This is a genomic window from Leeuwenhoekiella palythoae, from assembly GCF_900130045.1.
GTDB classification, from domain to species: Bacteria; Bacteroidota; Bacteroidia; order Flavobacteriales; family Flavobacteriaceae; genus Leeuwenhoekiella; species Leeuwenhoekiella palythoae.
In genome coordinates this window covers 263,424-278,774 of sequence record NZ_FQXT01000005.1, presented here as the reverse complement: position 1 = coordinate 278,774, position 15,351 = coordinate 263,424, and the positions used below count along the sequence as shown (strand labels likewise).

Sequence of the window (15,351 nt, the reverse complement as noted above, 5' to 3'; positions counted from 1 at the left end):
TGCTTTTTATGCTTTTTTTAACTATTCCGCTCGATTAGTCGGGTATTTTTGCGAATAGTTAATTTTTTCATAAAAGGATATAAATGCTTCAAGCTGTACGCGCTATCGTTGCTATTCTCATATTGGGCATAGCAGTCACCATAGGTTATTTTATCGCAACGCGCGATAAAGAAATGCCTACCGAAATCGTTAAAGAGGTTAAAACGGTTTTTGTAAAAGAAGTTCAAAACCGCACGGTACCCATTGTCATTCCGGCAAATGGTAATCTCACAGCAAAAAATAGACTTGAGCTTTATGCAGAAGTTCAAGGTGTTTTTAGATCTAGCGCTCACGATTTTAAACCCGGGCAGCAGTATGGCAGAGGGCAAACTTTACTCAACTTAGATGCTTCAGAATATTACGCTTCTGTGCAGGCAGCTAAAAGCGAATTATTCAATTTGATCACTTCCATAATGCCGGATTTACGATTAGATTATCCGGATTATTACGAGAAGTGGCAGCGTTATCTTGATGGTTTTGATATCAACACAAGTACGCCGGAACTTCCGGAAACCGCTTCTGAGAAAGAACGTTATTTCATAACGGGCCGCGGTATCTTTTCTTCATACTATAATGTGAAAAACTTGGAGCAACGCTTGGGTAAATATCGCATCGTAGCACCCTTCTCGGGAATCTTAACGGAGGCCTTGGTCAATAAGGGAACTTTAGTGCGCTCAGGTCAAAAGCTAGGAGAGTTTATAGATACTTCGGTGTATGAACTTGAGGTTGCTGTAAGTAAGCGCTTTAGTGATTTACTCGAAATAGGAGAAGAAGTGCGTCTTTCTGACCGAAATGGGATCGAAAATTTTATGGGTAAAGTTGTGCGCATCAATGGTAGGGTAGATCAGGCTACACAAACTATAAGAGTTTTCATCGAAGTCAAAGGTTCAGAAAAGCTTAAAGAAGGTATGTATCTTCAGGCTAATCTTGAAGCAAGAGACGAACCTGATGCGATAAGCATTCCGCGTCAATTGCTGGTAGACAACTCGCAGATCTATGTAGTGAAAGATAGTGTGCTGGATCTGGTAGAGATAAATCCGGTGTATTTTTCAGATAAAGAAGCCGTGATTAGTGGTCTTCCTGACGGAACAAAATACCTTTCTAAATCGGTTCCCGGTGCTTATGCAGGAATGCGGGTTAAGATTTTTGAAGATCAAGCAACACCATCAGAGTAGGCTTATGAAAAAAATTATAAGCTATTTTATAAAATACAGTGTTGCCGTAAATGTGGTGATACTCGCATTTGTGATTTTTGGAATCATCGGTATCCTACGTATGCGGTCCTCTTTCTTTCCGCTTATAGATTCACAGATCATTACGATCAGTGTAGCGTATCCGGGAGCAGCGCCTCAGGAAATTGAAGAAGGAGTCATTCTGAAAATCGAAGATAACCTTAAAGGGCTTGTAGGGATAGATCGTGTAACCTCTACTTCTCGTGAAAATGGAGGGAGCGTAACGATCGAAATTGAACAGGGCGAGGACATTAATGTCATTCTTGCTGAAGTGAAAAATGCCGTAGATCGTGTTCCTAGTTTCCCTACAGGAATGGAGCCTTTAGTAGTCGCCAAACAAGAAGCGATACGGGAAACCATTAGTTTTGCGGTAAGTGGAGCTACGCTAGATTTAGCTACGCTGAAGCAAATTGCTCGATCTATTGAGTACGATTTACGGGCGATGGATGGAATTTCTCAAATTGAGATCACCGGTTTTCCTGAAGAAGAAATTGAGATCGCCGTTAGGGAGAATGACTTATTAGCTTACGGTCTTACTTTTCAAGAAGTGGCTCAGGCGGTTTCTAGAGCCAACATTCTAACCACAGGAGGAAATATAAAAACCGAAACGGAAGATTACCTTATTCGCGCAAATAACCGTGCGTATTATGGTAAAGAGCTTACCAATCTTATCGTTCGCGCCGATGCTGATGGTTCTCTTGTGCGTCTAAGCGATGTAGCTATTATTAGAGATCGTTTTTCAGAAACACCTAATGCTTCTTATTTCAATGGAAATTTGGCAGTAAACGTTGAGATCAGCAATACGAATAATGAAGATTTACTTCCCACAGCTGCGAAAGTCAAAGAATATATTGAAGATTTTAATGCGCGTTATGAAGCGGTACAGCTTGATATTACTTCAGATTCTTCGGTGCGTTTAGAACAGCGAACCAAATTATTGGTGGTTAATGGAGCCGAAGGAATTTTGCTGGTACTGCTGTTTTTATCGTTTTTCCTTAATACGCGTCTGGCATTTTGGGTAGCTGCAGGTATTCCGGTAGCGTTTTTAGGAATGTTCATTTTTGCAGGAGGATTCGGAGTTACCATAAATGTGCTTTCCTTGTTTGGGATGATTATCGTGATCGGGATATTAGTAGATGATGGGATCGTGATTTCCGAGAATATTTACCAGCATTACGAGATGGGTAAAACGCCTATTCGGGCTGCGATTGATGGTACTTTAGAAGTGATTCCGCCAATTATTTCAGCGATCATTACTACGGTATTGGCGTTTTCAACTTTTTTATTTTTAGATAGTAGAATTGGTGAATTTTTCGGCGAAGTTTCCACAGTGGTTATTCTTACATTGGTCGTTTCGCTAGTCGAGGCTTTGATCATTTTACCGGCGCATATTGCGCACAGTAAAGCTTTAGTTCACGAGTCTGAAATTGATATTGCATCAAAAAAAGGCATTGATAAGTTTTTGTATAAGCTGCGTTTCTTCAATGAAAAAGGAGATCAGTTTATGAGCTATATGCGTGATAAGCTCTATGCGCCTACACTGACGTATGTGCTGAAAAATCAACTGCTGGCGTTCTGTATTCTTCTTGCAATGCTGGTACTAACCATAAGTTCGATTATGGGGAGCGTGGTAGGTGTGACGCTTTTTCCTAGCGTGGCGAGTGACACGGTTAGGATCGAATTACTTATGCCCGAAGGTACCAATCCAGAGCGCACAGACAGTATCATCACGATGGTTGAGGACGCTGCCTGGAGGGTAAACGAAGATTTTACCGCGAGACAAACAGATCAAATGCAAGTGGTAGAGAATATCATCAAGCGCGTAGGTCCCGGAAATAATAAAGCTTCTTTACGTATCAATTTGCTTCCCGGTGAATACAGAGATTTTGCATCACCAGATATTACCAATGCGATTCGGGATGAAGTAGGGCCTGTTTTTGGTGTAGAGCGGCTAACCTTTGGTTCTGGTGGAAATTTTGGAGGAAGTCCTATTTCGGTTTCTTTGTTAGGCAATAATACGGAAGAACTTGAGGCTGCAAAAGAAGAATTGCGAGCGCAGTTAGAGGATAACATTTTACTTAGAGACGTAGTAGATACAGATCCTGAGGGAATCAAAGAAATCCAAATTCAACTGAAAGAGACTGCCTACGCACTTGGGCTTAATCTAAACAGTGTGATGGGGCAGGTGCGTAGCGGATTTTTTGGAACGCAAGCACAGCGCTTTCAGCGTGGTCAAGATGAGATACGGGTTTGGGTGCGTTATGATCGCAGTGATCGTAGCAGCCTAAATGATCTAGATGATATGCGTATTGTGACTCCAACGGGAGATCGCATCCCACTACGGGAGATCGCGACATACACCATATCAAGAGGCGATGAGTCTATTAGCCATTTAGAAGGACAGCGTGAAATTCAAGTCAATGCAGATATGGCTGATCCTAACGGAAGTGTAACAGATATTATGGCTGATATTCAGCAAAATGTAATGCCTGAGATACTCTCAAAATATCCTACGATTTCGGTTTCTTATGAAGGTCAAAATCGTGAAGCAGAAAAATTGAGTAATTCGGCGAATAAAGTAGTTTGGGTGATTCTGTTCTTGATTTATGCGACCATTGCGTTTACCTTCCGCAGTTATAGTCAGCCGTTCTTATTGCTATTTATGATTCCGTTCAGTATCATAGGAGTTGCTTGGGGGCATTATTTTCACGATTTCCCTATCAATGTGCTTTCAGCATTGGGGATTATCGCTTTGATCGGGATTATGGTTAACGATGGTCTCGTGCTCATAGGTAAATTAAATGGTTCGCTTAAAGCTGGCGTTAAATTTGAAGAAGCCTTGCTAGATGCCGGTAAATCACGTTTTAGAGCAATCTTCTTGACGAGTATTACTACTATTGCAGGTTTGGCACCGCTGCTTTTAGAAAAGAGTAGGCAAGCTCAATTTTTAAAGCCTATGGCGATTTCCATTTCCTACGGAATAGGAGTAGCGACAATTCTAACATTACTTATGCTGCCGTTATTGCTTTCTATCTCAAATACAATCAAAACCAAAGCAGCTTGGGTACGTACCGGAAAAGAACCAAGCAGAGAAGAAGTAGAACGAGCTATAAAAGAATTAAAAGAGCAAGATGAAGCGCACTAGATTACAATTTACATTGCTTTCCTTGTTATTCGTTTTACAAGGAGTTGTTGGAGTAGCTCAAGAGCAAGTATTGTCTAAAGCAGAAGCAATAGCACAGACTTTAGAAAATAACTATAACATTGCGGTTGCCGGTAACTCGGTCTTGATCGCTGAGAATAATGCAGATCTTCTGAATTCAAATTATCTACCTACGGTTTTTGGCCTGGCTGGGACCAATTACAGCGTGCAGGATCAAAGTACAGATAGAGATGATGGTGGTTCTTTTGACCTAAATAATGCAAAGTCAGAAACGTATAATGCTTCGGTGAATTTGGAGTATACCTTGTTTGACGGTTTAGGGCGTTTGTATAATTACAGAAGTTTAAAGGAGACTTATAACCTCTCTAAGCTTGAGGCTAGAGAAACCATTGAAAATACGGTGTTGCAGTTGTTTTCTGTGTACTATGAAGTAGCCCGATTGACTAAAAATGTTGAGATTTTAGAGCAGACTCTAGAGATCTCTCGTAATCGTGTGAAGCGGGCGGGTTATCAATTTGATTATGGACAGAACACGAAGCTTGAGGTGCTGAATGCTGAGGTAGATGTGACTAATGATAGCATCAACCTAATGAATACACGACAGCTCTTACAAAATACTAAACGAGATCTAAATGTGGTTCTTGCCCGGGACCTTAAGGAAGGTTTTGCGGTAGATACTAATGTGGTGTTTATTCCTAAAATTCAGTTAGAATCGTATATCGATATGGCTGAAGAGAACAATGTGCGCGTTCTTCAAAGTGAATCTGCAATAACCTTAAGTGAATATGATATTCAATCTTCTAAAGCGCGCTTTTTACCAACGGTAGGGTTGAGCGGTTCTTATGGCTGGAATCAATCTATCTCTCCTGCTTCGGCATTTTTTGGAGGAAGTACGCGTCAAAATACAGGCTGGCAAGGGGGCTTAAGCTTACGATGGAATCTTTTTGACGGTGGTACAAGTATCACGCAGTTTAAGAATGCTAAAATCGCTAAAAACAATCAGGAATTACTCAAGCAGCAAATCAAACTAGAAGTGGCGCGTGACGTTGCTAATGCATTGGGGAATTACGAAAACCTGGTGGAAGTGTTTGAGATTCAAGAACAGAATGTAATTACCAATAAAAATAATTTTGAGCGGTCTAGAGAGCGTTTCAATCTTGGTCAGATTACTTCGATAGAATTTAGGCAGGCACAGATTAATTTGATCAACGCGCAAACCAATAAAAATTTAGCTAAATATGAAGCTAAATTTGCCGAACTTCAGCTACTGCAACAGATTGGGCAATTGCTCAATATTGAATTTTAAAATGGAAGAACATTTTTTTCAGTGTCCGTATTGTTGGGAAGAAATATCGATGTTATTAGATACTTCGGTACGGCGTCAAGTGTATGTAGAGGATTGCGAAGTGTGTTGTAATCCCATCGAACTTACAGTAGGTTATGACGACGGCATCTTGATGACTTTTGAGGTAGCAAGCATTGAACAATAAATTTCTATATTTGTTAAAACCCCTCTCTGTGTTATTTGATTTCAGTCTTTCTGATAATTCTATTGGTTACATCGTAGAAGGTACGATGGATTATAAAGCCGTTCAAGAACTTAAAGAAGCAATCCTTGATAAGTTTAAAAAGCACGACAGCATCAACCTGTATTTAGAAGATAACAATATTGAGCGTTTCAGTCTCGACGCGGTTTTTATTGCAGGAATTTTCCCGATGCAACACAAAAATCAATTGAATAAAGTAGCCATGGTAACCAATCGAAAATGGATTCACGCCATTGCGAATTTCAATAAAGCGGTCATAGGTAAAGACCTGCGCAACTTCACTATCGATCGCCGTATGGAAGCTATGAATTGGATAGCGAGTCAGGATTAGTCTAGCGCGGTAACGGTTTTAAGCATCCCTTCCTTTAAATTGAGCCACAAATAATTAAAGAATGATTTGTTCTGATCTCTATTTACGTCGCCAGAACCTTCTTTAAAGCCTCCTTCTTCATTTTTACTGGTCTTGGCAATAAAAATATTAGCAAGTGTTGAAACCAGCCATTTCTTGCGTTTCTTTTCCTTGTTTAAGATGCTAACTTTAAAATCATCGTAGGTCATTTGCATATCAATATGCGAGCTGTAATCTGTGCCATAAATCGTAAAATACGTGCGTGCAACATTTCCTGTCATTTCTACGCCTAGATTAGGGCCGGTAAAAGCTTCAAGTTCGTTTGCCGGTAGATGAGACAAGGTGCCTATCAATTTAAATTTATCTTGAGGATCGTTGATGTCAAAATCCCAGTCGATAGTGATGGGAGCGTGCTGCATAAAGCGCGCATCAATAGCGATAGCGGTCTTTTTTTCGCCCGAATTGTACGTGTTGCCAACATTGGTCAAAGTGGCATTAAGTTGATCAAACTGAAGTTGGCCTGCTTCGGCTTCATTATTAACACGCTCAGTATATAAGATCGCGCCGTTTTGAATTTGAATCGTGTCAATCATCAAATCAAATTGCAACTCCCGAAGCATTTTAGAATACAAGGGTTTGGTGGTGTAATCATCAGCTACACGTTTGTCGCGGTAAATATTTAAAGCCGGAGTGCCAAGGGTTAATTTCGGACTGTTAAAAAAGAATTTACCCTCGCTCTGACCGTATTTTAAATCCTTAAAATGAAGCCTTTTTATTTGAAAATTGACGTGATCTCTTTCTTTATCTATGAGCTCGCTCAGCCTACTGCGGGAGACCTCTGTGAGTAATTGGGTTTCTAATAATTCTAACGCGGTGCCATTCCATTCTAGATGACCAATCTTTAATGCATCAAAGGCATTCATTTTAAAGTAGAGTGAATCGGTCTTGATCAAGACATCTTCATATTCAAATGGCCGAAGAATACGCTGCGATTGTGCCGGAGTAACATTCTTTAAACTAAAATCAAAATGTGCCGTGCGCAAGGCTACTTCGGCAGATTCAGGTTTTAAGATCTGTATATAATCTGCGGTGAGCTGAAAATCTTTGATTTTAAATTTTCGGTCTAATTTTTCAGCAGCAATAGGATTGTTAAGGCTGTCATTGTCCTTAGATTTTTTTTGTTCCTTATTTTTGGGTTGTCTGTAGTGCGTAAGAGTGTCGGCGTGAATCTTGACCTCGTTAAAGTAAATGTCTTTGCTTTTGAAGTAAGTCCAATGATTAAAACCGGTAAGTTTTACGGTGGCATTTTTTACTTCGCTTTTAGGTACAGTATCCGTAATATTTATGCGCACCGTGGCGTTGGTCAAACTGGCATTTCCTTGCCAGCTGTCTATTTCTAAATCTTTATATTCTAAGGAAAGGGATTGCGGTAATTCGTTTTCAATTATTCCTTTTAATTGATTTTCTAGATACGTGTTGAGGTAAATTGCAGCCGCTCCCAGCAGTACAATCAAAATTAAAAGGCCAATTAAAAATTTTTTCATCTTGATAAAGATATCTAATAGTCAGCCTACTAAATGTTATTGAAACGATAATATTACAGGAGTGAAAAAAAACTTTTCAAAACCCCTTGTGAGAACAGAAAAAGGGTTGTATATTTGCCGTCCAATATCGCGGGATAGAGCAGTAGGTAGCTCGTCGGGCTCATAACCCGAAGGTCACTGGTTCGAGTCCAGTTCCCGCTACTATATTTTTTCTTACACCTGCATACTGGAAGGTTCAGTATTTAATGTATACTGAAAATGACAAATTCGATATTGAATACCGATTTGGAGATAATATCTACGAAGAAGTAGTGGCTTGTTTGCTTGGTGGATTCGGGCTGAAATCTGAAGTAGGGTTAGCAGCGTTTGACCGTTTGAGGAGAAAAAATCTAATCAGAAGTGGAACTAAATATGAAGACATTATTTCCTGCTTAGAAAAGCCCTTTGAATTAAATGGGAAGAAGATTCGATATCGTTTTCCAAACCAGAAATCTAAGTATATCACACAATTTCTAAATAGAAATGACTTAGATAATATTCCATTATTTGATGACATTGAATTGCGGGATTGGTTGTTATCAATTAACGGTATTGGCCCTAAAACCGCAGCTTGGGTCACGAGAAATTATCTTAATAGTGAAAATGTAGCTATAATAGACATCCATATCTATCGAGCTTTGCTAATAATGGGTCTCTATAAACAATCTTATTCCGTTCAAAAAGATTATGTTAAATTAGAGCATATTTTCTTGAAATTTTGTGGAGAATTAGATGTTCTGCCTTCAAGAATGGATGCTTTAATCTGGTTGCAGATGAAGCAAGCAAATCGAAACGTTTTAAAATTAATAAATCAGTAATCATATGTCAGGAAGTTCAGGAGGTGGAGGAATTCCATCTATTAATCGCCCCAATCAGAATGAAAATTGTGAAGGCCTAATCATTAATACCAATTTAGCTTCACCACAGCCCGAAGTTGTATCAAGTTTGAATCAAGGGGATTTTCTTGAAATCACTATAGCTTCAGATCAAGGTCCTATACAGGCTTTTGATGCTGAGGGCAATTTAGCTGGAAATATTATTTCAAGAGAACAGGTAAAGCTACTTAACTGTATAATTTCTGGTACTGAATATACGGCAGAAGTAATTTCTATATCTGGAGGCCAATGTAAGATTCAAATACGACCAATATGATTGTAGTTGGGGGTACTTATACCGAGATTTGCTTTGAACCCATATGGGAGAATATCTACGGTTCGGGTTTTCGTGCAGTTGATTTAATTTTACAAAATAGTGATTTTGAATCTGTTGAATTTCATACTTGTGGTGATGAAGAAATAAAGGCGCATTTGGGCTATTTTCAAAGGCTAAATCCGAGTCTAAGAAACAATATCACTGACATTTCTAAAAGTCCTGAGTTTCATTACGATTATCCACTACGAACCCCTATGATAGTTCCAAGGTCTGATCTATTTAGTGAAAACAAACCAGAATTAAATGTTGAGGGAAAAAACATCCTCTTTTTTGGCTTATTAGAAGCTTCAGTTTCAGTAAAAGGTAGCAAGGTTGTTTATGATCCCCAATCACCCGCAAATCCAATCTCTTTTTCAGATACAGGTTCTATTGCAGATGATCTCATTACCATTATAAATATTGGTGAAGCGAAAAAGTTAACTGGTCTATTGGATTTAGGAGATATAGTTGATTACTTTTTTGATTCCGAAAAGTGTTCCGCAATTATAATAAAAATGGGCGCGAAAGGAGCCCTTTTATTTCAACCAGCAAAAAAAGAGCCTGTAAGAATACCAGTATTCAAAACGAATTCCGTTTGGACGATTGGTTCAGGAGACGTGTTTTCCGCTTTTTTTGCTATGAATTGGTTTAAAGGTCGAGATATTGAATCGAGTGCGATATTAGCGAGCAAGGCTACAGCATTATACTGTGATTCTAAAGATCTTTCAATTGTTGATAGACTTAAAAACTTTTCATTTGAAAAATTAGTGATAGATAAAGTGCCAAATGGACAAATTTACCTTGCAGGTCCATTTTTCACGTTTAGTGAAAGATGGTTGATTAATGAGGTATGGAATACTTTCAAGTCTATTGGTTTAAAAGTGTTTTCACCTTTTCACGATGTCGGTCACGGAAAAGCGAAAGATGTCGTCGATAAAGATTTACAAGGTTTGGATGAATCGGAGATTGTTTTCGCAGTAATAGATGGGCTGGATTCAGGAACTCTATTTGAGGTGGGTTACGCGATCTGCCAAAAAAAGAAGGTGATCGCATTTGTTCAAAAGGAGGGTGAAGAATCTATAAAAATGTTAGAAGGCACTCACTGCATAATAGAAAGAGATTTTACAACAGCTATTTATAAACTTTACTGGGAACTTGCAAAAAAATAACTCGGCAATATTACTATCAGGTGGAATGGACTCAATTGCTCTCGCCTATTTAAAAAGACCTAAATATGCCTTTACATTAGACTATGGTCAAAAAGCTGCATTGGCAGAAATTAATGCAGCAAGACAGGTGTCTAAAGAATTGTCAATAGACCATCACATAATTAGGGTAGACTGCGGGAGTTTAGGTTCAGGAGATATGAGCAGTAAACCTTCAATATCGATGTCCCCAGTTTCCGAATGGTGGCCCTACAGGAATCAATTATTAGTCACCTTAGCCTGTATGAAAGGCGTTGTTCTGGGAATTAACGAATTAATTGTAGGTTCTGTTAAGACTGATGATGCTCATAAGGATGGAACAATGGAGTTTTACAGTTACTTATCAACTCTTGTTCAGTATCAAGAAGGAGCAATAAAAATTAGTTGCCCTGCTATAGATTTAACCACGATAGAATTAATACGTAAATCTAAATTGCCTGAGTCGTTATTACTATGGGCTCATTCTTGTCACACCTCAAACGAACCCTGTATGAATTGCAATGGCTGTAAAAAGTACTTGTTTACTCTACAATCGCTTAACTTGGATTGATGGAAAATCCAAAACCTAAAAAAACAATTCAAGAGTTTGTCCCTTTTGATTATCCAATCAGTTCAAAAAAAAGGTTAAAACGTACTTTCGATAAAAAGGAAAGAGATTTTTTAGATGTATTATTAACTCGAAGATCCTCTGCAGAACTTGGAAGTATATCGCTTGATACAATAAGTGAATTGCTATTTTTAAGCAATAACATTCAACAAATAGATATTGATGAATCGGGGTATTTAATATCCAAGAGAACGGTACCATCTGCTGGAGGTAGGCATCCAGTAGACATATTAATATCACTTCCTTCAGAAGATAAAAGATTACTTCATTATTACAATCCTATTGAGCATTCTCTTGGTGAACTTTCATTGTCCCAAGAAAATCTTAAACATTTTTTTGAAGATGTAAATATGAATTTACCAATTGATAAAGGATGTTTAATTTGGTTTGCAATCCAAACTAATAAAACGAAGACAAAATACACTAATCCAGAAAGTCTATATTGGAGAGATGCTGGAGCCTTGCTTTACTGCTTACAATTAGTAGCAAATTATTTGAATTTGAAAAGTTGCCCTTTAGGAGGACTTGCAGTTAGTTCTTTTGATCAACTGTTTGATGTGAAGAATTTGCTTTCTGGTGGAGGTTTATTAATTGGTCAGTGATATTGAGATAATAAACAACTCTTTTTTGATTTGCTTCTATTACCACATAAGTTATCGATAGTGGTTCTAGTTAAAAAGGCCAACTTTCCCCTGGTTGTTTGCTCGTAACTTTCCATTGACCATCCACTTTTGCCAACTTAAAAACACCTGGCTTATCATCATACGAAGTATTGTATTGAAAAGCGATTTAGCCTTTTACTAATTGAGAATTTTGAGCGGGTTTATGGTGAGATAAGGTCAACATTCAAAAATTAATATCACTATCTTTATCCCCTAATTTACTTTAATGAATGCCAGAAACAAACCGCATAGAATACAAACGAGAATTGTCCGATGGGCTTGAAAAAGAAGTCATTGCATTTCTGAACTACCGTGAAGGTGGCATTCTATATATTGGTATCGATAAAGACGGAAACACCTATGGTTTGGCTGATGCAGACAGCGACCAGTTGAAGATTAAAGATAGACTGAAGAATAATATCCGTCCTTCTGCTTTGGGTTTATTTGACATCGTGAGCGAGGAAAGAGATGGCAATGATATCCTGAAAATCATCGTGGCGAGCGGTCCCGAGAAACCCTATCATCTCAAAAAGTATGGGATGAGCGAAAAGGGCTGTTTTATACGCTTAGGCTCAGCAGCTGAACCGATGCCACAAAAGATGATAGACGAGCTGTTTGCTAAACGTACTCGAAATTCCATCAGTAAGATTAAAGCAGGGCGACAAGATTTAAGCTTTAGCCAGTTGAAAATCTACTATGAGGAAGCTGGTTACACCCTCGGCAATGCTTTTGCAAAGAACTTGGAACTACTTACCGAGGATGGTGCATTCAATTACGCCGGCTATTTGTTGGCCGACAAAAACAATACCTCTATAAAAGTTGCCAAATATTCAGGAAAGACCCGTACTGACTTAATAGAAAGCAATGAATATGGTCACGAATGTTTAGTCAAGGCCACTAAACAAGTGATAGATAAAATTGCGGTCGAGAACAGAACCGCTACCAAAATCACAGCCAAAGAACGACAACAAGCCAACCTTTGGCATCCCATCGCTTTGCGTGAAGCAATCATTAATGCCTTTGTGCATAATGACTATACCAATGAGATTACCCCAAAGTTTGAAATCTTTACGGATAGAATTGAAATCACATCAGCTGGTGGTCTGCCAGAAGGTTTGAGCAAACAGGAATTTTTCGAAGGCTTTTCAGTCCCTCGGAACAAAGAACTGATGCGGATTTTTAAGGATTTGGAACTGGTGGAACAATTAGGTTCTGGCATCCCTCGTATTTTGGAGCACTATGGCAAAGAGAGCTTTAATTTTTCAGATAACTTTCTTAGAATGACATTTATGGCCAAAGAAACTGCTGTTGAAGAAGGTGGTCAAAAAGGTGGTGCAATAGGTGGTGTAACAGGTGGTGCAATAGATGCTATAGATACACTTACTAAAAGACAAAAAGAAGTTGTTAAGCTTATAGCTGCAAATCCATCTATAACTTACAATGAAATAGCAGACGCTTTAGGTATTAATGAATCTGCTGTTGGAAAACATATAACAGCTATCAAGAACAAAGGTGTTTTGGTACGTCAAGGTGGCACACAAGGTTATTGGGAAATTAAGCTACCGAAAACCTAAAAAACAACTTTCATCAAAAAGGCGATTTATCCTTTGAACCTCTCGCATCTGCCAACCATTTGCCATCCTGTTTAACCAGTTTAAAAACACCAGGCGTCTTATCGTAAGCTGTGGTATATTTTACCCAAGCCACGTCGCCCATAATAGTGTCTTGCAAAACAGTAAAGTTTGAATCATCTTTTACCGCCGCATTAAACATATTTATGGTATTCATATAGTTGGAATATGCCTGTGATGTCGAGTTGGCTTTTAAGGTTTCTTCATCCTTTTCATAAAAACTTTCGATAACAACCTGGGCTGTGGCACTTGGTCCTGAAATTTTAGTTGTGGAATCAGCACACGAAAGGAACAGCAGTACGAGCGTGAAAACGATACTATTTTTCATAATGACTTTAATTTGGGTTATTGATATATCTGTGCGATAGTTTCATCTCAATATTTCGTTCGCCATCCTTTTCATTCAGTTCTAAAATTGCCCTACGGTCATTGGATAACGAGAACTTGGGCAACACATAAACGAACCGTATCGTTTGACCTTCTACAATTTTTGAAGGCAGATTATGTTTATAAATCGGCTCTTGATACAAACGTTGTAACGATTTTCTTTTTCCTTTCTGTCGTGTTTCAATCGAAAGGTTCAAGAAATTCAAATCGTAATCCAAAGTAGAATTATTCTCAATCTGGATAACGAAGTACAGTTCTTCTTTATCAAAAACGATATTCTCAATACTTAATACAATGCCTTCATTTCGCTTTTTAATTCGACCAATGCGCTGTTTTCTATTGAGAAGATACGAACAGAATTTTTGGTAATAATAGGTGCTGTTATCTACACGCTCTTCAGAAGATTCAGCAAGAATTGAATCAGTCACAATCGGTTTTTCATTCCCGATACTACTTGATATCGGAATAAAATAATTGAGCTTAGAAAGCTGTTTTTTATACCTTACAATATACGAAAAAATAGAGCCATTTCGGTTGACTACCAGTAAATTACTTTCCTTCCCTGGCTTGGCTTGTAGCAAGCCAAAATACTGTTCTTTCTCACGGTTATAGGTAAAGACAAAATTATCTGAACCGGTTATGCCTTGCCGAATAGGTTCTGGGAAGAATAGTGCAACATTCTTGGTGTCGTTGGCATAAATGGTATCAAGTACGTGCGTCATTTGTGCGTTCGCTGTATCCTGTGCCGAGCAAGGTCGAGGTACGAAAGTGGAAAGTATCATTGCGAATACTAAAGTGGTTGTTTTCATAGTCTGGGTTTTAGAATTAATCTGTAATTATTCAATACGGTAACTTTCACCCTTCGGTTAGAGCGCCTGAATACTTGTGTAAGTCCGCCAACTTGTGGGACACTCGGGATATTGATATCACCAATAACATCATCGAGCACCTCTCTCGTCGCTTCTTCCCTAAAGTTGTTCTCAACATAGATGCCCTCGCTACCGTCTTGCAAATCGAATGCTTTGAGTTTGGTGGGATGATGCCTTATGTTTTCAATCTCAATCAATGCACGATTGGGTTGAAAGCTGATAAAACCATAAATCGGTGTGTTCTTTGGCATCAGTTTGCCATTGATAGTAGCCGATTTCGTTAGGCGCATCCGTAATCGGGTATTTGCTTGAACAACTTGGTCGCCATCCACGACTACATAAATCGTTTCGTCTGTATTGCCGATAATTGAAACTTCATTGGGTTTGGGCGCAGCGGCAAAGAATAGTTGATGTTCCAAGCCCAGTTCTTTAGCTTCAATTTTTTGAGCTCTTTTAGCTTCAGCTGAATCCACATTTGGTACTGTTTGTTGAACAGCTCGCCTTTGCCCCAAATTTTGATACCGTATTTCGGAATACTTAATCTTGCCAGCATCATAGATACTGTCAACAATGCGTTCTTTTTCACGTTCCGGTAAATCTGGGTCGTAAAAGCCCAGGGAATCAATCAGCTTTTCATCATAGATGCTGGGCGCGTTGGTTTCACGCACTTCCTTGAGGTCGTTGATGGCATCCAGTTTGGACTCGTATTCCTTCTGGTTTTCTTCCAAATCAGGTACTAAGGTCTGTTGTAGGCTTTCGTTCTCACTTTCATCATCGCCCATAACCATTACCGAATAGGAAATGAGGAATATGAAAATCACCGCCAATACCGCTGCAAATACTATTTTGTTTTTCTCTACTTTCATAATCGTGGTTTTATTAAATG

At 38.8% G+C, this 15,351-nt stretch carries 15 protein-coding genes and 1 tRNA gene; 12 read left to right on the top strand and 4 right to left on the bottom strand.

What is annotated here, in order from left to right; genetic code table 11:
- Positions 1-83: 83 nt before the first annotated feature.
- The 5 genes from BUA96_RS14580 to BUA96_RS14560 are packed head-to-tail and all read left to right on the top strand — an operon-like array spanning position 84 to position 6,312.
- The gene (locus BUA96_RS14580; protein ID WP_072984282.1) at positions 84-1,214 is read left to right on the top strand and encodes an efflux RND transporter periplasmic adaptor subunit; all 1,131 of its coding nucleotides are present in this window, start codon (positions 84-86) and stop codon (positions 1,212-1,214) included.
- A gap of 4 nt (positions 1,215-1,218) precedes the next feature.
- Positions 1,219-4,416: an efflux RND transporter permease subunit gene (locus BUA96_RS14575; RefSeq protein ID WP_072984279.1), complete on the top strand. Its 3,198-nt coding sequence runs from the start codon at positions 1,219-1,221 to the stop codon at positions 4,414-4,416.
- Positions 4,403-5,740: a TolC family protein gene (locus BUA96_RS14570; protein ID WP_072984277.1), complete on the top strand. Its 1,338-nt coding sequence runs from the start codon at positions 4,403-4,405 to the stop codon at positions 5,738-5,740. The genes BUA96_RS14575 and BUA96_RS14570 overlap by 14 nt, the downstream gene beginning before the upstream one ends.
- Before the next feature lies 1 nt (position 5,741).
- On the top strand, positions 5,742-5,924 hold the full coding sequence (locus BUA96_RS14565) for a CPXCG motif-containing cysteine-rich protein (protein WP_072984275.1): 183 nt from the start codon (positions 5,742-5,744) through the stop codon (positions 5,922-5,924).
- A 10-nt stretch (positions 5,925-5,934) separates the two neighbouring features.
- Positions 5,935-6,312, top strand: coding sequence for a SpoIIAA family protein (locus tag BUA96_RS14560; RefSeq protein WP_128755730.1), 378 nt, complete (start codon positions 5,935-5,937; stop codon positions 6,310-6,312).
- Here the strand turns inward: BUA96_RS14560 and BUA96_RS14555 are convergent.
- Positions 6,309-7,874: a DUF748 domain-containing protein gene (locus tag BUA96_RS14555; protein ID WP_072984271.1), complete on the bottom strand. Its 1,566-nt coding sequence runs from the start codon at positions 7,872-7,874 to the stop codon at positions 6,309-6,311. The genes BUA96_RS14560 and BUA96_RS14555 overlap by 4 nt on opposite strands.
- A 128-nt stretch (positions 7,875-8,002) precedes the next feature.
- Here BUA96_RS14555 and BUA96_RS14550 point away from each other — a divergent pair.
- The 7 genes from BUA96_RS14550 (at position 8,003) to BUA96_RS14520 (ending at position 13,152) form a co-directional block, all read left to right on the top strand.
- Positions 8,003-8,075, top strand: a tRNA-Met gene (locus BUA96_RS14550).
- A gap of 44 nt (positions 8,076-8,119) precedes the next feature.
- Positions 8,120-8,731 carry an 8-oxoguanine DNA glycosylase gene (locus tag BUA96_RS14545; protein ID WP_072984269.1) on the top strand — a complete coding sequence of 204 codons (612 nt, stop codon included), beginning with the start codon at positions 8,120-8,122 and terminating at the stop codon, positions 8,729-8,731.
- A 4-nt stretch (positions 8,732-8,735) separates the two neighbouring features.
- Positions 8,736-9,065 carry a hypothetical protein gene (locus BUA96_RS14540; RefSeq protein ID WP_072984267.1) on the top strand — a complete coding sequence of 110 codons (330 nt, stop codon included), beginning with the start codon at positions 8,736-8,738 and terminating at the stop codon, positions 9,063-9,065.
- Complete coding sequence (locus tag BUA96_RS14535) at positions 9,062-10,273, top strand: PfkB family carbohydrate kinase (RefSeq protein WP_072984264.1); 1,212 nt, start codon at positions 9,062-9,064, stop codon at positions 10,271-10,273. The genes BUA96_RS14540 and BUA96_RS14535 overlap by 4 nt, the downstream gene beginning before the upstream one ends.
- The gene (locus BUA96_RS14530) at positions 10,260-10,859 is read left to right on the top strand and encodes a 7-cyano-7-deazaguanine synthase (protein ID WP_217650438.1); all 600 of its coding nucleotides are present in this window, start codon (positions 10,260-10,262) and stop codon (positions 10,857-10,859) included. The genes BUA96_RS14535 and BUA96_RS14530 overlap by 14 nt, the downstream gene beginning before the upstream one ends.
- A complete protein-coding gene (locus BUA96_RS14525; RefSeq protein WP_072984262.1) occupies positions 10,859-11,518 on the top strand; it encodes a nitroreductase family protein in 660 nt (219 codons plus the stop codon). Before BUA96_RS14530 ends, BUA96_RS14525 begins: the two co-directional genes overlap by 1 nt.
- A 290-nt stretch (positions 11,519-11,808) precedes the next feature.
- Positions 11,809-13,152: an RNA-binding domain-containing protein gene (locus tag BUA96_RS14520; protein WP_072984260.1), complete on the top strand. Its 1,344-nt coding sequence runs from the start codon at positions 11,809-11,811 to the stop codon at positions 13,150-13,152.
- Between the two features lie 13 nt (positions 13,153-13,165).
- On the opposite strand, the gene BUA96_RS14515 is transcribed toward BUA96_RS14520, so the two are convergent.
- Genes BUA96_RS14515 through traM form a run of 3 tightly spaced genes read right to left on the bottom strand, consistent with a single transcriptional unit; the run spans position 13,166 to position 15,331 of the window.
- Positions 13,166-13,537 carry a hypothetical protein gene (locus BUA96_RS14515; protein ID WP_072984258.1) on the bottom strand — a complete coding sequence of 124 codons (372 nt, stop codon included), beginning with the start codon at positions 13,535-13,537 and terminating at the stop codon, positions 13,166-13,168.
- Between the two features lie 7 nt (positions 13,538-13,544).
- Positions 13,545-14,405, bottom strand: coding sequence for a DUF4138 domain-containing protein (locus tag BUA96_RS14510; protein WP_072984256.1), 861 nt, complete (start codon positions 14,403-14,405; stop codon positions 13,545-13,547).
- Entirely contained in the window at positions 14,402-15,331 is a 930-nt protein-coding gene (gene traM, locus BUA96_RS14505) for a conjugative transposon protein TraM (protein WP_072984254.1), read from the bottom strand. The genes BUA96_RS14510 and traM overlap by 4 nt, the downstream gene beginning before the upstream one ends.
- Between the last annotated feature and the right edge of the window lie 20 nt (positions 15,332-15,351).